The sequence below is a fragment of the Roseomonas sp. WA12 genome, assembly GCF_054165765.1.
The window spans coordinates 1963294-1982299 of the sequence record NZ_CM135108.1 but is presented as its reverse complement, the minus strand read 5'-3'; the positions used below and the strand labels follow the sequence as shown (position 1 = coordinate 1982299).

Sequence of the window (19006 nt, the reverse complement as noted above, 5' to 3'; positions counted from 1 at the left end):
ATTCGAGGCCGCGCCTTGGTGTCGAGAGGCTGAATCACCATATCACGACCATGACACAGACCCCCCAAAACCCGGGCTCAGGCACCCAGGTCGCGCTTCTCGGCGGCGGCTGCTTCTGGTGCCTCGATGCCGTCTACCGCAACCTCCAGGGCGTGACCGAGGTGGTGTCCGGCTATGCCGGCGGCCATGTCGCCAACCCCTCCTACGAGCAGGTCTGCGGCAAGGCGACCGGCCATGCCGAGGTGGTGCGCGTGGCCTTCGATCCGTCCGTCGTGTCCTATGAGGACCTGCTGCGGATCTTCTTCACCATCCACGACCCGACCACCAAGGATCGCCAGGGCGCAGATGTCGGCCCGCAGTATCGCAGTGTGATCTACTTCGACGGGCCCGAGCAGGAGGCGACCGCAAAGGCCGTTATCGCCGAGGTGGAGCGCGAGGGACTGTATCCCGCGCCCGTTGTGACGGAGCTGGCGCCGGCGCCGCGGTTCTGGGCTGGCGAGGCCGAGCACCAGGACTACTTCGCGCGCAATCCCTGGTCTGGCTACTGCCGCGCCGTGGTAGCGCCGAAGGTGGCCAAGTTCCGTAAGGGCTTCGCCCATCGCCTGAAGGAGCGCGCGGCATGAGCGACCCCAAGACTGCGGAGGGCCCGACCGTGGAGCGCAGCGATGAGCAGTGGCGGGAGAGCCTTTCGCCCGACGCCTATCGCGTGCTGCGCCATCACGGCACGGAGCGGGCGGGGACCAGCCCGCTCAACGTCGAGAAGCGGGATGGGGTGTTCCATTGCGCCGGCTGCCAGTCGCCGCTGTTCACCAGCGACACGAAGTATGAGAGCGGCTCGGGCTGGCCTTCCTTCTGGAAGCCGATCGAGGGCGCGGTGCGGACGGTGACGGACCGCAGCCACGGCATGACCCGCACGGAGGTGACCTGCGCGACCTGCGGCGGGCATCTCGGCCATGTCTTCCCGGACGGGCCGCGGCCGACGGGGCTGCGCTACTGCATGAACGGCGTGGCGATGGACTTCCACCCGACGAACGAGGACGGCAACGCCCTCGAATAGGGTCGCGGAAGGGGCTCGGGGCAGGCGGCGGCGTTTCGTTGGCGCCGCTGCCGCGTGAGAGAGGGGTGGCGCGGCGGCGCGCAACGCCTTAACCCGCCTATCCCATGACTCGACGGTCCCCCTGGAGCCTGCCATGCGCCGTCTCGCCTTCGCGCTGACCCTTCTCGCGGCGGGCCTCCTGCCCGGAGGCGCGGGCGCGGATGTCGTCTTCGTCATCAACTCGATGGATCCAGGGATCCAGGTGGTGGATGCGGCGACGAGGGCCGAGCTGCGCCAGATTCCTGTGCTGCGCGAGCCGCATCACCTTGCCCTGTCCCCGGCGCGGGACGTGCTGCTGGTGGGGGATTCCGGCGGCAACGAGATCCTGTTCCTCGACCCCGCGACGGGCGAGGTGAAGAAGCGCGAGCGGATCGCGAATCCCTACAATCTGGAATTCAGCCCGGACGGGAAGCTGCTGGTCGTGACCGGACTGCGGCGGGACCAGGTGGACATCTACGACTGGGATGCGCCGACGATGGGGCTCACCCTCGTCGGGCGGGTGAAGCCGGGCGACATGCCCAGCCACATCGCCTACCGGCCGGACAGCAAGTTCGCCTATGTCACCGTGCAGGGCAGCCGGGCTCTGGCGGCGATCGACCTCGAGACGAAGCAGATCGCCTGGAGCCTGCAGGTCGGGCGGGAGCCGGCCGGGATCATCTGGCACAACGGCAAGCTGCTGGTGGGCATCATGGGCTCTGACCATGTGGCGGTGGTGGACCCCGAGGCGCGGAAGGTCGAGCGCATCATCCGGGTGGGGCGCGGGGCGCATGCGCTGTTTCCCTCGCCGGGCGGTGGGCCGATCTACGTCACCAGCCGGGTGGACAGCCGGATCACGGCGCTGGACCCGGTGACGCTCGACATCATGCGGACCTATGAGGTGCCGGGCGGGCCGGACTGTGTCTCCTTCGACGCGCATGGGCGGCTGTGGACGACGCTGCGCTGGACGCGGCAGCTCGGGCTGCTGGACCCGGAGACGGGCGAGGTGGTGACCTCGCCGGTGGGGCGGTCTCCCCATGGCATCTTCTTCCGCAACCGCGATCTGGTGCAGGCCCGCAACGAGGCGCCGGCCGCGCCAGCGGGGCGCTGAGCCGTGGCGCGGGGGATGCCGCGCCGGGCGGTTCTCGGCGGGCTGGGAGCGGTGCTCGCGGCACCTGCGGTGACGCCTGGGGTCGTGACCCCGGCCCGGGCGCAGGGATGCCGGGGGATGCTGTATCTCACCATCGATACGGGCTGGTCGCGGGAGGCGGAGGAGATTGCCGCCGTCCTGCGGCGCCGGCAGGTTCGTGCGACGCTGTTCGTGGCGGATGAGCCGAGCTTCCGGGGTGACCGCACGTTGTCCACCGGCTGGGCGGAGTTCTGGCGGGCACGGGCGGCGGAGGGGCACGCCTTTGCCAGCCATACCTGGCGGCACTGGTACTTCACGGGCGATGCAGGGGCAGGGCGGGTGCGCTACGCGTCTCGCCGGTCCGGCGAGGGGTCGGAGCTGCTGGACACGGCCGGGCTCTGTGCCGAGTTGGAGCGGCCGATCCAGGCGCTGCGGGCGATGGTGCCTGAGGCGCGGGTTCTACCATTGTGGCGGGCGCCGGGTGGGCGGACGACGCCCGGTGCGTTGGCCATGGCGCGGCAGTGCGGGCTGACGCATCAGGGCTGGACGGCGAACGGCTTTCTCGGGGACGAGCTGGATTCCGTAGCGCATCCGAACCGGTCGCTGCTGGCCCGCAACCTGGCCAATATCCGCGACGGCGAGGTGCTGGTGATGCACTGGGGCGTGCGCAGCCGGCGCGAGCCCTTCGCGGGCATTCTGGAGCCGCTGATCGCCGGGCTGCAGGAGCGCGGCTACTGCTTCGACATCCTGCCCGAGGGGGGAAGGACCTGATGTTCGACAGCCTGTTCCGTCTCTACGACTCCTTCACCGGCTGGCTGTTCCAGGTGGCGGTGCAGCCGCTGCTCTATGCGGCCGGGATGATGGAGTGGGCGGACGACGCCTTCTCCTGGATGGACTTCTTCGTCTTCGGCGTGGTGCAGGTGCTGGTGGTCTATGCGGTGTGCCGGCCGCTCGAGGCGTGGAGGCCGGTGGAGCGCTGGGACGACCGGCGGGTGGTGCGGACCGATGTCGCCTACACCTTGCTCGCGCGGCTCGGGCTTCTGCCGCTGCTGGCCTTCGCCATCCTGTCCGGGGTGCAGGCGCAGATCGCGGGCTGGATCGCCGATATGGGCTGGGTGGCGCCGACGCTGGAGACGCTGTTTCCTGCGCTGGAGACGAGGCCGCTGCTGGCCTTCGCGCTCTATGTCCTCATCCTCGACTTCGGCGAGTACTGGCGGCACCGGCTGCAGCACACCATTCCCTGGTGGTGGGCGCTGCATTCCATCCACCACGCCCAGGAGAAGATGACGTTCTGGACGGATGACCGGAACCACGTGATCGACGACATGATCGCGGCCCTGTGGTTCGGCGGGCTCGCGCTTCTGATCGGCGTGCCGCCCGGGCAGTTCCCGCTGATCGTGCTGATCCTGCGCGTGGCGGAGAGCTTTTCCCACGCCAATGTCCGGCTCTCCTTCGGCAGGGTTGGGGAGCGGCTGCTGGTTTCGCCCCGCTTCCACCGGCTGCATCACGGCGTGCTCTCGGCGGGGGAGGAGGGGCGGAACTTCGCGGTGCTCTTCCCGATCTGGGACATGGTGTTCCGCACCGGCGACTTCCGGCGGGACGTGTTCCCGCGCACGGGGGACCCGGAGGCCTCGGCGGCGCTGGTGCAGGGCGGCTGGTGGCGGCAGCAGGTGGAGGGGACGCGGCGGCTGTTCGCCGCGCTGCGCGGCCGGCCCGCCCGATAGGGCCAGGCCCCGCCGCGAGGGGATCGGCGGCGGGTACTGACCGTGGAGGGGACAGCGAGCGGGGGAGGCGCGCCGTCCTGGTGCCGTCCGGCCGCGGCGGGGGATGCCGGTGCCGCAGGGGCCTTCCACAGGGCGGAGTCTAGGTCCGTGCCGGGTGCCGCGGCCATGAGGCGGTGCCTATGGCTGCGATCGGCGGCGCGGCGGGAGGCGAACAGGTCGTGACCGCGGCGGCGCCTAGCCGGCGAGGCGCGCGGCCTCGGGCGCGAGGCGGCGCAGCTCGGGCAGGACCCGTTCGCCGAAGCGTTCCAGCGCGGCGAGGACGCGCGGGGCGGGTAGGCCGGTGAAGCCCATATAGAGGCTCCAATGGCTGGGTGAGAGGGTGTGGAAGTCCTCCGCCAGGCGATCGGCCACCAGCTCGGCAGGGCCGATCGGGGCGTTCTCCAGCAGCCAGTCGAGGCTCGGCTCTCCCTCGAAGGGGATGGAACGCATGAAGGCGCCGTCGCGCGCCGGTTCCTCCTCGCGAAGCGACAGGGTGGTGCGAATGAAGCGGAGCATGCCCTCGGCGGCCTGGCGGCGCTCGGCCTCGTCCTCGGTGACGAAGACGTAGCGCTGGACGGCCAGCCGCAGCGCGGAGTCGGGCAGGCCGCCGGCCCGCAGCGCCGCGAGCAGCTTGTCCCGCATCGGGCGCGCGGCGGCGGCGCGGCGGTGGCCCTGGCTGATGAAGAGGGAACCACCGGCTCGCGCCGCGCGCTGCAGCAGCCGCGGCTCGCCGCCCGCGAGGAAGACGGGGGGCATGGTGCCGGGGAAGGCGGCGATGGGCGCGTCAGGGATGGTGAAGTGCCGGCCCTGGTGGCCGATGCGGCCGGTGGTGAGGCCGCGCTCAATGATGTCCCAGCCCTCCTCCAGGATCGCGGTGCGCTCGGCCATGGGCAGGCCGTAGGTGCGGAACTCGTGCGGCTGGTGGCCGGTGCCGAGGCCGAGCTGGACGCGGCCGCCGGTGAGGGCCTGGAGCATCCCCAGTTCCTGAACCACGCGCAGGGGGTGGTGGAGCGGCAGCACGACGACGGCCGCGCCGAGGCGCAGGCGGGTGGTCACCGCGGCGCAATGCGCCACCATCATCAGCGGTGACGGGCAGACGGAGTGGCTGGTGAAGTGGTGTTCGGCGAACCAGGCGCCGTCGAAGCCGAGCTGTTCGGCCATGCGCACCTTCTCGACCGTCATGCCGAGGATCGCGGCCGGTGTCTCGTCGGCGCGGTTCTGGGACATGAGGTTGAAAAGGGCGATGTCCATGCGTCGGGTCTCCGGGCGTGCGGTCGGGGTCGGGCGGCGGGTCTGGAGCAGAAACGAGGCCTTGCGGGCGCGGTGCGGCCCGGACGGCACCCGTCAGTTGGGGCGGGCGGAGCCCTGGGCGAGAGCCATGGTCAGCTCCATGCGCTCGACCTCCCAGACGGCGGCGACCTCGGCGATGATCGCCCGCATGCGGTCGCGCCGCGCGGGGGTGCCGGGGGGAAATTCCGCCACGATGGGATCGGCCTCGAAGGCGGCCTGGGCGGCGGCGACGGCGCCTGCCATTGCGGTCTGCTCGCTCATTCCGGCCTTATCGCACGGGGCGGGGCTAAGGGGCAGGGTTGGGCGTGACGGCGCGGGCGGCCCGCGTGGTATGCCGGCTGGCATGCGGAATTACCTCTCGGTCTTCCCTGTCGCATCGCGCGGACGCGCCGGGCCGGAGCTGGGCAGGTCGCCCGCTATCCCGCGCCGGCGCGCGATCGCCGGGGTGCTGGCAGCGCCGATGCTGGCCTGGATAAGGCCGGCGGACGGAGCGGAGTCCTGGGCACTTCTGCGCGCGGGCGGGGTGGTGGCGCTGATCCGGCACGCGCGGGCGCCAGGTGTTGGCGATCCACCCGGCTTCGACCTGGCCCGGTGCGAGACGCAGCGAAACCTGTCGGAGGAAGGGCGGGCGCAGGCGCGGCGACTGGGCGAGCAATTCCGCGCCGAGCGGGTGCCGGTGGGGCGCGTGATCTCCTCGGGCTGGTGCCGGGCGCTGGACACGGGACGTCTGGCCTTCGGCGACGCGGTGGCGAGGGAGCCAGCGCTCGACTCCTTCTTCGAGGACCGGGCTGAGGGGCCGCGGCAGAGTGCGGCGATGCTCGCGCTGGCGGAGAGCTGGCAGGGCCGGGCGGACTGCCTGATCTGCATCACCCACCAAGTGAACGTGACGGCGCTGACGGGGGTGGTTCCGGCGGAGGGAGAGATCGTCGTGGCCGCGACCCGGAAGGGGCGGTTCGAGGTGCTTGGCCGCATGGTGGTGCGCTAACGCGGGCGGCCGACCTCGCGAGTCAGGTCCGCCTCGATCTCGCGCAGGCCAGCCCGGGGCGGGAGAGGGACGTGGGCTCCCGTGCCGTTGCAGGGGACCAGCATGCGCCGGGCGATTCCGGTCGGGCGCTTCAGGCCGGAATTGCGGTGCTGGTAGGAGCCGGAGATTTCGACATCGATCCGCTCTCCGTCGCTGCCTACGGCGATGACGCGGCCTAGTCGCCCGCCTTGCCGGCCAGGGCCTCGCCGCGACCGGAGGCCTGCAACAGTCCGAGGTCGCCGGGTTCGTAGCTGGACACATAGGTCTGCCCATCAGCGCTGTAGCTGACGTCTATTGCTGTCTCCTGCTCGCGCGGGGATTGGAGCGGAGAGAGCATCAAGGGGCGTTTGCCGCAGCGTGTTCTTGCACGACGGGTGTGTCGGTGCGCCGCCAGTCAGGCCGTGGCGGCGCAGCGCATATAGCGCGCGCGATGGAGGGCGGCGGAGCCGTAGGCGTTGGCGGTCACCATCGCTTTTCGGAGAAAGAGGCCGATGTCGTACTCGTCCGTGTAGCCGATGGCTCCGTGCAGCTGCACAGCCTCGCGCGTGATGCGCAGCGCGGCGTCGGCCGCGCGGGCCTTGGCGCGGGAGACAAGGGCGCGGCGGGTGTCGGCCGAGGCGCCGGCATCGATATCGGCAGCGGCTCCCTCTATGCTCGCGCGGGTCAGGGCAAGCTGGATCTTGAGGTCCGCCGCGCGGTGCTGCAGCGCCTGGAAGCTCCCGAGTGCGCGGCCGAACTGTTGGCGGGCGCGGAGGTATTCGAGAGTCCTCTCGAAGCAGCGCTCCATCAGACCGAGAAGATAGGCGGCCGTGGAAAGGGCAGCCTCGTCGAGGGCAAGGGCCATCGCTTCCCCGATATCGGCGGCCATCCCGCGCGTGCCGGCGAGTTTGGGGGCCAGGGTGCCAACATGCCCGCCATCCTGGGTTTTCAGGATCTCCGGGGTGGCGCCCTCCAGCACGTGCAGGGCGAGGCCGGCGCCTTCTCGCATGGGCAGGAGGAAGGTTTGCGCGCCCGCGGCCATGGGAATGAACAAGCGGGGGGTGGCGGGATCGCCCGGTGCGTCCAGGCTGTCCGCGGCTTGTTGCCAGGCGGTGAGCACCAGCCCTTCGCCGGCGAGCAGGGCGGGAAGGAGGGTTGTGTCGCCTGCGGCAGCGAGGAGGCGGGCGGAGAGGGCGGCGGCGATGAGCGGTTCCGGCACCAGGGCCCGGCCGAGTTCCTCCTGCAAGGCACAGGCTTCGGACATGCCAAGGCCGATGCCGCCGGACTCCTCGGGCAGGCGCAGGCCGATCCAGCCCATCTCGCCCATGGAGGCGAGGGTAGCGGGATCATAGCCAAGCATGGTGAAGCGGAGTGCGCGCGCGCGGGTGAGGCCGCCAGCTGGCGGGACCACCGCGGCCGCGCTGTCGCGGATCATGCGGAGGGATTCGGCGCTGTCCTCCCCCATTACCGTGGGCGTGCTGGTGGACATGCGGGCCTCAGTCGATCTTCACGTTGGCGAGGCGGATGATCTCGCCCCATTTCGTTGTCTCGGCGCGAACGAAAGCGGCGAGCTGCTCGGGCGTGCCGCCGGCGACGATGCCGCCCTGGTCGGCCAGGCTGCGGCGCGTGTCGGCGTCGCGCAGCGCGGCCGACGCAGCGGCGTGCAGGATGGCGATGCGCTCGGGTGGCGTGCCGGCCGGGGCGAAAAGGGCGTACCAGGTCTCCGAGATGACGTCCGGCACGCCGGCCTGCGCCATGGTGGGGAGGTCGGGCAGCGCCGCGAGCCGCTCGTTGGCGGTGACGGCAAGGGCGGGAAGTGCGCCGCTGCGGATATGAGAGATGACCACGGGCACGTCGGCCAGGATGAGGTCGATGGTGCCGCCGAGCAGGTCCGTGATGGCGGGCGCTGCTCCGCGGTAGGGGACGTGGACGATGTCGATGCCCGTGCGCAGGCGGAACAGCTCGCCGGCAAGATGCAGGGAGCTGCCATTCCCGGCTGAGCCGTAGGTGAGCTTGCCGGGCTGGCGCTTGGCGAGCGCCACGAGCTCCGCCACCGACTTCACGCCGAGCCTGGGGCTGACCACCAGGATCTGCGGAACGGAAAGGACATGCGTGACGGGCGCCAGGTCCTTAGCCACGTCATAGGCCATGCGGGGCATCAGCTGGGGCAGGACGACGAGGGCGCCGGTGGAGGCGAGGACGGTGGTCAGGCCATCCGGCCTGCTGCGGGCGGCGGCTTCCACGCCGACCATGCCGCCGGCGCCTGAGCGGCTGTCCACGACCACGGGCTGGCGGAGCTCGCGGCCCATCACCTGGCCTATGATGCGCGCAATGATGTCGGCCGGGCCGCCGGCGGCGAAGGGGACGATCATGCGGACGGGCTGGTCCGGGAAGGCGGGCTGGGCCAGGGCGGGAAGGGTGTGCAGCGCCGAAGTGGCGGCGAGCAGGGCGAGGCTTTGGCGACGGGTGAGCACCAGGGTTCCTCCTTGGCCCGCTCAGGGCGGGAATCTATCTTATAGGTCAGTTGACTGACCTTTATGCGAATGTCGGCGGCGCGTCCATCGCGAGGGTGATCAGGGCGTCCACGGCGACAAGGCCGGAGGTGCCCGCGATGAGCGGGTTGATGTCCAGTTCCACGATGCGCGGGGTAGCGGCCAGAAGTGCGGCGGTGCGACAGAGGATCTCCGCCAGGGCGTCGATGTTGATCCCGGGTGCACCGCGGAAGCCGGCGAGCAGGGGGAAGCCGCGCAGGCTGCGCAGCATGCGCTGGGCCTGGGCACGGCCGATTGGCGCGGGGGCAAGGGCCATGTCGCCCAGGAGTTCCACCATCGTGCCGCCCAGCCCAACGGCGACCACGGGGCCGAAGAGCGGGTCGCGGTGACCGCCGATGATGAGCTCAACTCCGCGTGGCAGCATGGGCTGGACGAGGAGGCCGTCGAGGCGCGGTGGCGGGTGCCGGGCGGCAAGCTGGGCGAGCATGGCGTCGCAGGCGGCTCCGAGGGCGGCGGGGTCGCGCAGGTCCAGCCGGACGGCGCCGGCTTCAGTCTTGTGGGGAAAGTCTGGGCTCTCGGCCTTCAGTGCCACGGGGTAGCCGAGTGTCTCGGCAGCGTGGAGGGCGGCTTCGGCGTCCTGCACCAGGCGTTCCGGGACGACCGGAACGCCGATGGTGGCCAGGAGAGCCTTGGCGGGGGATTCGGTGAGGAGAGGGCCGGGCGCGGCATTCAGCAGCGCAGAGGCATGGGCGAGGGTGGCGGCGTCCAGTTCCACCGGCGGATCAGGGGGACGCGCAGCCTGTGCGGCGCGGTCCCGCCAGGCGGCGAGGGCGGCAAAGCAGCGGTCCATCGATGAGAAGAGGGCAGCGCCAGGGACGGATTGGGCTGTGACTGCCGCGGCATTCTCCCGCCATTCCGCAAGCCAGGGGACGCATAGGAAGCGGCCTCCGCGCGCCGCGATCTCGGCCATGACGGGAATGCGGTCGGCCGAGAAGGCGTAGGCGTGGGTGTTGGGGTAGAGGAGGGCACCGAAGGCGGGATCGGCTGCCAGGGCTGTGGTGCAGGCAACCAGTGCCTCGGCGTCGTTCAGGACCTGGGCGGTGAGATCGCAGGGGTTGGTGGCGGCGCCGTATTCGGGGATGCGTGCGGCGAGGATGGCGGCGGCGTGCTCCCCCGGCTGGGGAAGCGGGACGACGTGGCGCTCGGCGGCGTCGGCGGCGAGGATGCCGGCCCCGCCAGAGGTGGAGACCACGGCGACGCCGGGGCTGCGTGGGGCGGGCGGCGCTTTTGCGAAGAAAGCAGCGGTCTCGATTACGGCGCCGAAGTCGTCCAGCTGGATGACGCCGGCTTCGCGCAGCGCGGCGCGCCAGACGGCCTGGCCGCCTGCGACGGCCCCGGTATGGGAGAGGGCGGCGGCCGCACCCTGGGCGCCGGTGGCCATCTTGTGCAGCAGCAGAGGCTTGCCGGCGCGGGCAGCGAGCGCGGCGGCATGGACAAGGCGGCGGGGGTCGGCGAGGCCTTCGATGACACAGGCGATGGCGGTGCAGCTGGGTTCCTCAGCGAGAAAGGCGAGGAGGTCGGCGGCGTCCAGCCCGGCCGCGTTGCCGGCGGTGAGGACATGGCTAATCGCGATGCCGCGCTCGACGGCCTGGGCCAGGGCGTAGCCGAGGGCGCCGGACTGGCTGACGATGCCGATGGCGGGTCCTTCGGGCGGAAGCGACCGGGGACCGGCGGAGAAGGTGACGCCGGCGCGCAGGGCGAAGCTGGTAAAGCCCAGGCAGTTGGGGCCGAGGAGGAGCATCGGCCCGGCGGCTTCGACCAGGGCTGCCTGCTCGGCCGCGCGGTCGGGTAGGCCGGTTTCGGCGTAGCCGGCGGCGAAGACCACGGCGCCGCCCGCGTCCATCGCGGCCGCCTGGCGGAGGACGGCAGCGGCGCCCTCGCGCGGAGTGGCGATGGCGATGCAGTCGGGAATGCCGGGGAGGGCGTCCAGGGATGCGAAGCAGGGACGGCCGGCAAGGGTGGCATGGCGGGGATTCACGGGCCAGACGGTGCCCGTGAATCCGGCGAGGTTCTCCAGCACGCGAGCCCCGAAGGCGCCCGGGCGTTCACTCGCGCCGACAACTGCGATCCTGGCCGGGTTCAGGAAGCGGCGGAGAGCGGCGGCTGGCGCGAGGGGACGGGTCATGGCGCCGTGGGCGGGTCGGCGCCCAGCCATTCGGCGAAAACCTCATTCGTGTGCTCGCCGAGTTGAGGCGGGACGCGGGCGTAGGTGACGGGGGTGTCGGAGAACCGGACGGGGTTGGCGACGAAGGGCATGGTGCCGGCGCGGGGATGCGGCATCTCCTGCCACATGCCGCGGTGGTTGAGCTGCGGATCGTCCTTGGCCGCGCCGAAGTCGTTCAGCGGGCCGGAAGAGATGCCGGCGGCGTTGAGGGTGTCCATCCACTCGGCGGCGCCGCGTGCCAGCAGGGCGGATTGCAGTAGGGGGAGCAGCGCGGGCTTGTTGGCCATGCGGTCGCGGTTGGTGGTGAAGCGCGGGTCGGCGGGAAGGTCGGGGATGCCGAGGGCTGCGCAGAACTGCGCGAACTGGCGGTCGTTGCCGACGGCGACCATGAGGGGGCGGTCGGCGGTGTCGAAGGCCTGCCAGGGGGTGTTGATCTGGGAGGCGGTGCCGGCGCGGACGGGCATCTTCCCGGAGACCAGGTGGTTCATGGCGATGTGGGAGTGGGCGGCGAGCTGGGCGTCGAGCAGGGCGAGGTCGATGTGCTGGCCGCGGCCGGAGACGGTGTCGCGGTGGTGGAGCGCGGCGAGGATGGCGATCGTGGCGTAGAATCCGGCGTTGATGTCGGAGACGCTGTAGCCGACGAGATTGGGGCCGGCGCCGGGCTGGCCGTCTGGCACGCCGGTGACGCTCATCAGGCCGCTCATCGCCTGGAAGATGGGATCGTAGCCGGGGAGGGCGGCGTAGGGGCCGTCCTGGCCGAAGCCGGTGATTGAGCAGTAGATCAGGCGGGGGTTGAGTGCGGCGAGGGAGGCGTGGTCGAGGCCGTAGCGGGCGAGGCCGCCGGCCTTAAAGTTCTCGATGAAGACGTCGGCCTTCGTGGCGAGGGCCCGGAGGGTGGACTGGCCTTCGGGGGTCGAGATGTCGAGCGCGACGGAGCGCTTGCCGCGGTTCATGGCGAGGAATGAGGAGGTCTCGCCGGTCTCAACGCCCTCCGCGTCCTTCTGCGGGAAGCCCATGCGGCGCACGTCGTCGCCGCCGCGGGGGTGTTCGACCTTCACAACCTCCGCGCCGAAGTCGGCCAGGATCTGCGCGGCCCAGGGGCCGGCGAAGACGCGGGTCATGTCCAGCACGCGGATACGCGGCAGGGCGCCGCTCATGCAGGAAGATCCAGCACGCTGCGGGCGAGGATGTTGCGCAGGATCTCGGAGGAGCCGCCGAAGATGGTGGAGGGGCGGGCGAGAAGGAAGGAGCCGGCGGGGTGCAGGCCGTCCTCCAAGGGGTCGAGCAGGCCGGCATGGCTGCCCGATATCTCCAGCATGGCGTCGGTGATGCGCTGGAAGAGTTCGCTCTGCACGATCTTGAGGATGGAGACGTCGGCGCCGATGGGCTCGCCGCGCTTGAGGCGTTCGACATGGGATTCGTAGAGGGCTTTGAGGTCGGCGAGTTCCATGCTGAAGCGCGCGAAGCTGTCGAGGAAGGCGGGGTCCTGGTCCTTGCCGACGGCGATCGCCAGAGCCTTCAGGCGCGCCAGGCCGGCGGAGGAGAGCTTGGGCGAGCCGATGGCGATGCGCTCGAAGCCGAGCAGGGCCTTGGCGTAGCTCCAGCCCTTGTCCACCTCGCCCACCACCATGTCCTTGGGCACGCGGACATCGTCGAAGAAGACCTCGCAGAACTCGTCGTGCAGGTCGAGATTGATGATGGGGCGGACGGTGACGCCGGGGCTGTCCATTGGGAGCAGGAGGAAGGAGATGCCCTCCTGCTTCTTGCCTGTCTTGTTGGTACGGGCGAGGACGAAGATCCAGTTCGCGTCGTTGGCCAGGGTGATCCAGGTCTTCTGGCCGTTCAGCACCCAGTGGTCGCCGTGGTCGGCCGCATCGAGACGGATGGCGGCAAGATCGGAGCCGGCGTTCGGTTCGGAATAGCCCTGGCACCAGATGTCCTCGCCGGAGAGGATGCGGGGCAGGAAGCGGCGCTTCTGCTCCTCGCTGGCGTAGCGGATGAGCATGGGGCCGAGCATGATCAGGCCCATGTCGTTCACCCGGGCGGCGCCGTAGCGCTCCATCTCCTCGAGCATGATGAGCTGGCGCGCAGCATCCAGGCCCATGCCGCCGTATTCGCGCGGCCAGCCCGGGGCGAGCCAGCCCTTGCGCGAGAGGGCAAGGTACCAGGGCTTGTTCTCGTGCCAGTGCAGGCGGCGCGTAGGGTGCCGGGTCTCGAGCGGGTAGTTCGCCTCGATCCATTCGCGGACATGCAGGCGGAAGGCATCCTCGTCGAGGGCGGCGAGGTCGTCGTGCGAGAGGTCCTGCACGATCAGCGGCCCTGGAAGACCGGCTTGCGCTTCTCGGCGAAGGCGCGCTGGGCCTCGCGCGTGTCCTCGGTGCGGGCGAGGGCCACGGTCTGGCTCTGCTCGTAGCGGTAGCCGTCGCGGAGCGGCATCTCCTCGGTGAGATTGAAGGAGCGCTTGGCGGCCTGGACCGCGAGCGGGGCCTTGGAGGCGATCTGGCGGGCGATTTCGGTCGCCTCCTCGACCAGCCGCTCGCGCGGGACGCAGAGGGAGGCGGCGTTCATGCGCAGCAGCTCGGGGCCGGTGATGCGCTTGGCGGTGAGGATCAAGAGGCGGGCGTCGGACTGGCCGAAGAAGCGCATGACGTGGCGGACGCCGCCGGCGAGGCCGACATCGACCTCGGTCATGGAGAGGAAGGCTTCCTCAGCCACCACCAGGATGTCGCAGCAGAGCGCGAGGACGCAGCCGGCGCCGATGGCGGCGCCGTTCACGGCGGCGACGATGGGCTTGCCGCATTCCATCACGGCGTCGAAGGAGGCGCGGACGAGGCGGTTGTGGCGGGGGTAGGCGCCGGGTTCGTCCGCGAGATTCGGGCGTTCGCGCAAGTCTGCCCCGGCGGAGAAGGCGCGGCCCTCGCCGGTGAGGACGATGGCGCGGACATCGGCGGTGTCGTGCAGCACGTCGAAGACGCGGACGATCTCCTCGCGGAAGCGCCGGTCCTGCGCGTTCACGGGGGGCGCGGTGATGGTGACGGTGGCGACGTGGTCGGCGAGCTCGACGCGGAAGCGCTCGATGTCTTCAAGACCGGGGATCATGGCGGGCCTTCCTTACTCGGCGGCGCGGGCGGCGGTGCGGGCGGGCAGGAGCGGCGCGAGGCCAGACTCAGGTGGCGCGAGCACGGGGGCGATGCCGTCGGGCAGCGGGATCTCGTGCGCGTTCAGCGTCATCGAAACCATGGTGTAGTAGCCGATGACGGCGGTGAGCTCGACGACGCCGCGCGCGCCCCAGCGGTCGCGCACGGCGGCGTAGAGGGCCGACGGAACCTGGCCGGAGAGCTGCAACTCGCGGGCGTAGTCGTAGATTTCCGCTTCGTCCTCCTTCTCGAAGACGGGCGGCTCGCTGCGGAGGATCGCGTCGATGGCGGGCTGTGGAATGCCGGCCTCGGCGGCCGCGCGCGCATGGACCCACCACTCCACCTGGCTGGACCAGCGGCGGCCAGTGACGATGATGGCGAGCTCGTTCAGGCGCTTGGGCAGGAGGGTGCCGAAGCGCAGGAACTCGCCCAGCGCGGACCAGCGCGCGGCAAGGTCGGGACTGTGGATGACGGCGCGCAGCGGGCCGATCACCTGGCCGCGCGGGCCGGCGAGGACGGAGTCGTAGACCGCCCTCTGCTCGGGGTTCAGCTCGTCCGGGCCGGGGAGGGGAATGCGGGCCATGGCGCGGCTCCTCAGATGGCGTTGCGGGCGGCGAGGTCCGCGACGGCGGCGTCGTCCAGGCCGAGTTCCGCCAGGACCTCGCCGGTGTGCTGGCCGAGGGTCGGGGGCGCGCGATCGAAGGCCAGGGGGGCCTCGGCGAAACGGAGCGGGCTGACCACCTGCGGGACGGTGCCGGCGACGGGGTGCGGCAGGTGGCGCAGCATCTCGCGGTGGCGGATCTGCGGGTCCTCGAAGACTTCGGGAATGGTGTTGATCGGGGCGCAGGGAACCCCGGCGACGTCCAGCATCGCCATCAGCGCCTCGCGCCCGTGTTCGCGGAAGCGGGCGGTGAGGAGGGGCGTGAGCTCGGGGTTGTTGCGGACGCGGGCGGCGTTGGTGGAGAAGCGCTCGTCATCGGCCCATTCGGGGCTGCCGATCGCCTCGCAGAGCTTGCGGAACTGGCCGTCATTGCCGACGGCGAGGACGAAGTGGCCGTCGGCGCAGGGGAAGACGTCCTGCGGCTGGATGTTGGGGTGGCGGTTGCCGCCGCGCTTCGGGGGGCGGCCGGAGAGCAGCCAGTTGGTCGCCTGGTTGGCGAGGAAGGCGGCCTGCACGTCGAGCATGGCGAGGTCGATCGTCTCGCCGACGCCGGTCTCGTTGCGATTGGCCAGGGCGGCGAGGACAGCGGTGGCTGCGTACATGCCGGTCATCAGATCCACGATGGGGACGCCGACCTTTTGCGGGCCGCCGCCCGGGGCATCGTCGCGCTCTCCGGTGACGGACATGAGGCCGCCCATGGCCTGGATGGCGAAGTCGTAGGCGGCCTGGTCGGCACGGGGGCCGTCCTGGCCGAAGCCGGTGACGGAGCAGTAGATCAGGCGCGGGTTGATTGCGCGGAGCGAGGCGGCGTCGAGGCCGTAGCGGGAGAGAGCGCCGGCCTTGAAGTTTTCCAGCACGATGTCGGCGCTCTCGGCAAGGCGGCGGATGACGGCCTGGCCTTCGGGCTTCGCCATGTCGATGGTGACGGAGCGCTTGCCGCGGTTGACGGCGAGGAAGTAGCCGGCGTCCTTCGTGGGATTGCCCTCGCTGTCCTTGAGGAAGGGCGGGCCCCAGCTGCGGGTGTCGTCGCCGGCGCCGGGGCGTTCAACCTTGATCACGTCGGCGCCGAGATCGGCAAGGATCTGCGTGGCCCAGGGCGCGGCCATGATGCGGCTGAGATCGAGCACGCGGACATGGGAGAGCGGGCCCTGGCGCGGCTTTGCGTCAGTCATCGACGGCTTCCGTCGCGCGGACGGAGGGGCGGGCGGAGAAGTCGGCGTGCCAGGCGGCGATGGTGGGGCGGTTCTCGCGCCAGGCGAGGTCGGCGAAGCGGAAGTCGAGATAGGAGAGGGCGCAGCCGATGCCGATATGGCCGATGTCGAAGGGCACGGCGGTAAGGGTGGGGGCCTCGCGCTCCAGCCGGTCGAGCGTGGCCTGGGTTTTCGTGGCGAAGCTGTCCAGCCATTCGGCCATGCGGGCGGCTTCGGGCTTCTCGCGCTCATTGCGCCAGAGGATGAGGAGATCGAGCAGGCCGTTGCCCAGGGCGTGGCGGGTGAGAGCGTCCCACCGCATGCTGTTGCGCGGGAAGAGGCGGCCGCCGCCGGCGAGGTGATCCAGGTATTCGACGATGGTGAGGCTGTCGAAGAGAACGCGGCCGTCATCGAGGACGAGGGTGGGGATCTTGCTGAGGGGGTTGTCGGGCAGCAGGTCGTGGTTGGGCGCGCCGAGGCGGACCACGGTGCGGACCGTGCGGATGCGGTCTGTCAGGCTCAGTTCGTGGGCGGCGATCATCACCTTGCGCACGAAGGGGGAGCGCGGGGACCAGTGCAGCTTCATGCGGCGCGCTGCCGGATGCGGGTCTGAGAGGGCATGGCGTTCCCGATCATTCGTTATGCCGGTTATATGGCCTTTATGGCGGCCGGTCCGGGCGGTGTCCAGCCCGGAGCCGCTACTTCAGCTTGATGTCGATGCGGACGACATCGCCGCGATAAATGCCGTCGGCCACGAGGACGAGCGTGCCGTGCTCGTCTACGGCGGCGCGATGAACATGGGCGACGGGCGCGTTGAGGGCCAGCTTGAGCGCATTCGCGCTCTCGACGTCGGCGACCCCGATGGTCAGCGTCTGGCGCGCATCGGCGACGCGCACACCTTTAAGCCCGGCCACCAACCGCAGCGCGGTCTTCGTGCTCAGGTCTTCCGGCGTGACCAGGGGCGAGAGGCGGGAGTCGAGATAGACGTCGGCCAGCAGAAAGGGCTGGCCGTCGCGCCAGTGGCGGCGCCGAATATGGCGGTACAGGGGCGCGGGCTCGCCGATGCTGTCGGGGATGGTGGCGCCGGGCAGGCCGTCCGTGTCGGAGAGGATCTCGATCTCGGCGCCCTCGCGCGAGCGGAGCAGGCCATTCCAGTCGGCTTCCACGTCGCACCACAGACGGTTCGCCATGGTCTTGCGGACGAAGGTGCCCTTGGCGCGGAAGCGCTCAATGAGACCGTCGATCTCGAGCTGGTCGAGCGCTTGGCGAATGGTTGCGCGGGCAACGCTGCACTCGGCGGCCAGGTCGTCCACCGTCGGGATCTGCTGACCGAGCTTCCAGGTGCCGCCCTCGATCCGGCGACGGAAGAGGGTGGCGAGCTGGATGTAGCGCGGCACGGCGCTGCGGCTGAGGTCGGGCTTGCCCGGCGACTGGTGCATGACGCCTTGTGCCACAGCCGAGGGCGGCGGGGCGAGGGCGGGGTTAGGCGGCGGCATCGAAGAAGGGCTGGCCGTCCCGGAAGGCGGCGATGTCGCGCAGCATGCGGGCGATGATCGCTGTGCGTGTCTCCGCCGTGAGCGAGGCGTAGTGCGGGGTGAGGACGGCGTTCTCCAGCGCGAGGAAGCGGGGATCGAGGGCGGGTTCGGTGGCGAAGACATCGAGGCCGGCGGCGGCGATACGGCGGGATTCCAGGGCTTCGAGCAGCGCCGGCTCGTCCACGACGGAGCCGCGGGCGATGTTGACCAGGATGCCGCGGGGGCCGAGGGCGGCGAGGGTTTCGGCCTTCACCATGTGCTGGGTCTCGGTGCCGCCGGGGGTGGCGAGGATGAGGACGTCGGCCCATTCGGCGAGGGCGGTGATGTCGGGGTGGTAGGGCCAAGGGGCCTCGGGCTTCGGGCGCGGGCCGGTCCAGGCCACCTCCATGCCGATGCCGGCGGCGCGGCGGGCAATGGCTGCGCCGATGCGGCCGAGGCCGACGATGCCGGCGCGCTTCCGGTGCAGGCTGGTGCCGGGCTCCATGCGGGCGCCCATCCAGCGGCCGGCGCGCACGAAGCGGTCGGCTTCCGCGATGCGGCGGGCGGCGGCGTAGAGCAGGCCGATGGCGAAGTCGGCCACGTCCTCCGTCAGCTCGTCCGGGGTGTGGGAGACGGCGATGCTCCCGCGCTTCGCGGCGGCGAGGTCGATGCGGTCCAGGCCGACACCCATGGAGGTGATGAGGCGGAGGCCGGGGAGGGAGGCCATGGCAGCGGCATCGGCGCCGACCATGCCTGTTGTGACGGCGATGCGGGCGCCGTCTGCCTCGGGCGTGTTGCGCTCGGCGAGAGTGTACTCGGCCGAGAGGGCGTCGCGCAGGTCTTTGGGCAGGGTCGCCAGGGTGACGATCGTCTCGCGCGTCATGCCATCTCTCCTGCGCCGTCCCGGGACCGGGCCAGTTCGTCCATGATGGCGGGAAGGCGTGCTTCCGCCGCTTCGCTGAGGCTGCCGTAAAGGCTGTTGCCACGGGCGTCGATGCCGACGGTAACGGGACCGAGGCCTTCCACCCGCAGCGTGACGAGGCGGTAGTGGGAAACGAGGTCGTTCCAGTGGACGGAGACGACCTCGCGGATCGCGTCGGACAGCAGCGGCGCGCCGCCGCCGACGAAGGAGAGATAGACGCAGCCGGTCTCGCGCATCGCCTCGACGCAACCCGCATCCAGGCCGCCTTTTCCGCCCACGGCACGGAGGCCGAAATGGCGGATGAGGCCGGGCATGAGCGGGTTGAAGCGGGTGCTCGTCGTGGGGTTCATGTAGAGCACCTCAAACCGGCCGTCCGGCAGCTCCCGCGAGTAGGAGCCGAGATGGAAGAGGCCGGCCTCGTGCAGGTCCTGCGGGGGCTCGCGCGTGCCCTGCGTGACTTCCACCAGGCGGTGATGCGTGGGCAGGCCGGCGGTGATGACGATCTCGCCGTCCAGCAGCACCATGTCGCCGGCGCGCAGCGACAGCGCATCCTCCCGCGACAGGGGCAGGCGGATGCGGCGGATCTCCTCCTCGTCCATGGCAGGCATC

General features: G+C 70.9%; 22 protein-coding genes. 7 read left to right on the top strand and 15 right to left on the bottom strand.

The features are described from left to right. Positions 1-50: 50 nt before the first annotated feature. The 5 genes from msrA to ACVBD7_RS09345 all read left to right on the top strand — a co-directional run bounded on the left by msrA (position 51) and on the right by ACVBD7_RS09345 (position 3925). Positions 51-623 carry a peptide-methionine (S)-S-oxide reductase MsrA gene (msrA, locus tag ACVBD7_RS09365; RefSeq protein ID WP_458097214.1) on the top strand — a complete coding sequence of 191 codons (573 nt, stop codon included), beginning with the start codon at positions 51-53 and terminating at the stop codon, positions 621-623. Then, entirely contained in the window at positions 620-1057 is a 438-nt protein-coding gene (gene msrB / locus ACVBD7_RS09360) for a peptide-methionine (R)-S-oxide reductase MsrB (RefSeq protein WP_458097213.1), read from the top strand. Before msrA ends, msrB begins: the two co-directional genes overlap by 4 nt. Positions 1058-1190: 133 nt before the next feature. Next, positions 1191-2183: a YncE family protein gene (locus tag ACVBD7_RS09355; RefSeq protein WP_458097212.1), complete on the top strand. Its 993-nt coding sequence runs from the start codon at positions 1191-1193 to the stop codon at positions 2181-2183. 117 nt (positions 2184-2300) lie between these two features. Next, entirely contained in the window at positions 2301-2972 is a 672-nt protein-coding gene (locus ACVBD7_RS09350; RefSeq protein ID WP_458097211.1) for a polysaccharide deacetylase family protein, read from the top strand. Then, positions 2972-3925, top strand: a complete 954-nt coding sequence (locus tag ACVBD7_RS09345) for a sterol desaturase family protein (RefSeq protein ID WP_458097210.1) — start codon at positions 2972-2974, stop codon at positions 3923-3925. Before ACVBD7_RS09350 ends, ACVBD7_RS09345 begins: the two co-directional genes overlap by 1 nt. A 234-nt stretch (positions 3926-4159) precedes the next feature. Here the strand turns inward: ACVBD7_RS09345 and ACVBD7_RS09340 are convergent, their stop codons facing one another. Both ACVBD7_RS09340 and ACVBD7_RS09335 read right to left on the bottom strand, forming a co-directional pair. Continuing rightward, positions 4160-5215, bottom strand: a complete 1056-nt coding sequence (locus ACVBD7_RS09340) for an LLM class flavin-dependent oxidoreductase (protein WP_458097209.1) — start codon at positions 5213-5215, stop codon at positions 4160-4162. A 93-nt stretch (positions 5216-5308) separates the two neighbouring features. Beyond that, positions 5309-5515, bottom strand: a complete 207-nt coding sequence (locus tag ACVBD7_RS09335; RefSeq protein ID WP_458097208.1) for a hypothetical protein — start codon at positions 5513-5515, stop codon at positions 5309-5311. An 82-nt stretch (positions 5516-5597) separates the two neighbouring features. Between ACVBD7_RS09335 and ACVBD7_RS09330 the strand changes: the two genes are divergently transcribed. Further along, entirely contained in the window at positions 5598-6239 is a 642-nt protein-coding gene (locus ACVBD7_RS09330) for a histidine phosphatase family protein (RefSeq protein WP_458097207.1), read from the top strand. A 71-nt stretch (positions 6240-6310) separates the two neighbouring features. After that, positions 6311-6457, top strand: coding sequence for a hypothetical protein (locus ACVBD7_RS09325; RefSeq protein ID WP_458097206.1), 147 nt, complete (start codon positions 6311-6313; stop codon positions 6455-6457). Here the strand turns inward: ACVBD7_RS09325 and ACVBD7_RS09320 are convergent. The 13 genes from ACVBD7_RS09320 to ACVBD7_RS09260 form a co-directional block, all read right to left on the bottom strand. Then, a complete protein-coding gene (locus ACVBD7_RS09320) occupies positions 6454-6615 on the bottom strand; it encodes a hypothetical protein (protein ID WP_458097205.1) in 162 nt (53 codons plus the stop codon). The genes ACVBD7_RS09325 and ACVBD7_RS09320 overlap by 4 nt on opposite strands. 57 nt (positions 6616-6672) lie before the next feature. Next, positions 6673-7746 (bottom strand): acyl-CoA dehydrogenase family protein, encoded by a 1074-nt coding sequence (locus ACVBD7_RS09315; RefSeq protein ID WP_458097204.1) that lies wholly within the window; start codon positions 7744-7746, stop codon positions 6673-6675. 7 nt (positions 7747-7753) lie between these two features. Continuing rightward, positions 7754-8731: a Bug family tripartite tricarboxylate transporter substrate binding protein gene (locus ACVBD7_RS09310; RefSeq protein ID WP_458097203.1), complete on the bottom strand. Its 978-nt coding sequence runs from the start codon at positions 8729-8731 to the stop codon at positions 7754-7756. 61 nt (positions 8732-8792) lie between these two features. Continuing rightward, on the bottom strand, positions 8793-10934 hold the full coding sequence (locus ACVBD7_RS09305) for an acetate--CoA ligase family protein (protein WP_458097202.1): 2142 nt from the start codon (positions 10932-10934) through the stop codon (positions 8793-8795). Next, positions 10931-12130 (bottom strand): CaiB/BaiF CoA transferase family protein, encoded by a 1200-nt coding sequence (locus tag ACVBD7_RS09300; RefSeq protein WP_458097201.1) that lies wholly within the window; start codon positions 12128-12130, stop codon positions 10931-10933. Before ACVBD7_RS09300 ends, ACVBD7_RS09305 begins: the two co-directional genes overlap by 4 nt. Then, positions 12127-13281, bottom strand: coding sequence for an acyl-CoA dehydrogenase family protein (locus tag ACVBD7_RS09295; protein ID WP_458097200.1), 1155 nt, complete (start codon positions 13279-13281; stop codon positions 12127-12129). The genes ACVBD7_RS09300 and ACVBD7_RS09295 overlap by 4 nt, the downstream gene beginning before the upstream one ends. 2 nt (positions 13282-13283) lie before the next feature. Next, positions 13284-14072 carry an enoyl-CoA hydratase/isomerase family protein gene (locus tag ACVBD7_RS09290; protein WP_458097199.1) on the bottom strand — a complete coding sequence of 263 codons (789 nt, stop codon included), beginning with the start codon at positions 14070-14072 and terminating at the stop codon, positions 13284-13286. A 12-nt stretch (positions 14073-14084) separates the two neighbouring features. Beyond that, on the bottom strand, positions 14085-14693 hold the full coding sequence (locus ACVBD7_RS09285; protein WP_458097198.1) for a carboxymuconolactone decarboxylase family protein: 609 nt from the start codon (positions 14691-14693) through the stop codon (positions 14085-14087). An 11-nt stretch (positions 14694-14704) separates the two neighbouring features. After that, a complete protein-coding gene (locus tag ACVBD7_RS09280; RefSeq protein ID WP_458097197.1) occupies positions 14705-15943 on the bottom strand; it encodes a CaiB/BaiF CoA transferase family protein in 1239 nt (412 codons plus the stop codon). Beyond that, on the bottom strand, positions 15936-16547 hold the full coding sequence (locus ACVBD7_RS09275) for a glutathione S-transferase family protein (RefSeq protein ID WP_458097196.1): 612 nt from the start codon (positions 16545-16547) through the stop codon (positions 15936-15938). Before ACVBD7_RS09275 ends, ACVBD7_RS09280 begins: the two co-directional genes overlap by 8 nt. A gap of 112 nt (positions 16548-16659) precedes the next feature. Beyond that, on the bottom strand, positions 16660-17400 hold the full coding sequence (locus ACVBD7_RS09270) for a GntR family transcriptional regulator (RefSeq protein ID WP_458097195.1): 741 nt from the start codon (positions 17398-17400) through the stop codon (positions 16660-16662). 43 nt (positions 17401-17443) lie between these two features. Continuing rightward, entirely contained in the window at positions 17444-18358 is a 915-nt protein-coding gene (locus ACVBD7_RS09265) for an NAD(P)-dependent oxidoreductase (protein ID WP_458097194.1), read from the bottom strand. After that, entirely contained in the window at positions 18355-18996 is a 642-nt protein-coding gene (locus tag ACVBD7_RS09260) for a fumarate hydratase C-terminal domain-containing protein (protein WP_458097193.1), read from the bottom strand. The genes ACVBD7_RS09265 and ACVBD7_RS09260 overlap by 4 nt, the downstream gene beginning before the upstream one ends. Between the last annotated feature and the right edge of the window lie 10 nt (positions 18997-19006).

Bases quoted from the DNA above. Each gene is read 5' to 3' on its own strand.
- ACVBD7_RS09335 (WP_458097208.1), bottom strand. From the start codon at position 5,515: ATGAGCGAGCAGACCGCAATGGCAGGCGCCGTCGCCGCCGCCCAGGCC.
- ACVBD7_RS09260 (WP_458097193.1), bottom strand. From the start codon at position 18,996: ATGGACGAGGAGGAGATCCGCCGCATCCGCCTGCCCCTGTCGCGGGAG.
- ACVBD7_RS09345 (WP_458097210.1), top strand. From the start codon at position 2,972: ATGTTCGACAGCCTGTTCCGTCTCTACGACTCCTTCACCGGCTGGCTG.
- ACVBD7_RS09285 (WP_458097198.1), bottom strand. From the start codon at position 14,693: ATGGCCCGCATTCCCCTCCCCGGCCCGGACGAGCTGAACCCCGAGCAG.
- ACVBD7_RS09275 (WP_458097196.1), bottom strand. From the start codon at position 16,547: ATGAAGCTGCACTGGTCCCCGCGCTCCCCCTTCGTGCGCAAGGTGATG.
- ACVBD7_RS09300 (WP_458097201.1), bottom strand. From the start codon at position 12,130: ATGAGCGGCGCCCTGCCGCGTATCCGCGTGCTGGACATGACCCGCGTC.
- ACVBD7_RS09355 (WP_458097212.1), top strand. From the start codon at position 1,191: ATGCGCCGTCTCGCCTTCGCGCTGACCCTTCTCGCGGCGGGCCTCCTG.
- ACVBD7_RS09280 (WP_458097197.1), bottom strand. From the start codon at position 15,943: ATGACTGACGCAAAGCCGCGCCAGGGCCCGCTCTCCCATGTCCGCGTG.
- ACVBD7_RS09320 (WP_458097205.1), bottom strand. From the start codon at position 6,615: ATGCTCTCTCCGCTCCAATCCCCGCGCGAGCAGGAGACAGCAATAGAC.
- ACVBD7_RS09305 (WP_458097202.1), bottom strand. From the start codon at position 10,934: ATGACCCGTCCCCTCGCGCCAGCCGCCGCTCTCCGCCGCTTCCTGAAC.
- msrA (WP_458097214.1), top strand. From the start codon at position 51: ATGACACAGACCCCCCAAAACCCGGGCTCAGGCACCCAGGTCGCGCTT.
- ACVBD7_RS09315 (WP_458097204.1), bottom strand. From the start codon at position 7,746: ATGTCCACCAGCACGCCCACGGTAATGGGGGAGGACAGCGCCGAATCC.
- ACVBD7_RS09350 (WP_458097211.1), top strand. From the start codon at position 2,301: ATGCTGTATCTCACCATCGATACGGGCTGGTCGCGGGAGGCGGAGGAG.
- msrB (WP_458097213.1), top strand. From the start codon at position 620: ATGAGCGACCCCAAGACTGCGGAGGGCCCGACCGTGGAGCGCAGCGAT.
- ACVBD7_RS09340 (WP_458097209.1), bottom strand. From the start codon at position 5,215: ATGGACATCGCCCTTTTCAACCTCATGTCCCAGAACCGCGCCGACGAG.
- ACVBD7_RS09265 (WP_458097194.1), bottom strand. From the start codon at position 18,358: ATGACGCGCGAGACGATCGTCACCCTGGCGACCCTGCCCAAAGACCTG.
- ACVBD7_RS09290 (WP_458097199.1), bottom strand. From the start codon at position 14,072: ATGATCCCCGGTCTTGAAGACATCGAGCGCTTCCGCGTCGAGCTCGCC.
- ACVBD7_RS09330 (WP_458097207.1), top strand. From the start codon at position 5,598: ATGCGGAATTACCTCTCGGTCTTCCCTGTCGCATCGCGCGGACGCGCC.
- ACVBD7_RS09270 (WP_458097195.1), bottom strand. From the start codon at position 17,400: ATGCACCAGTCGCCGGGCAAGCCCGACCTCAGCCGCAGCGCCGTGCCG.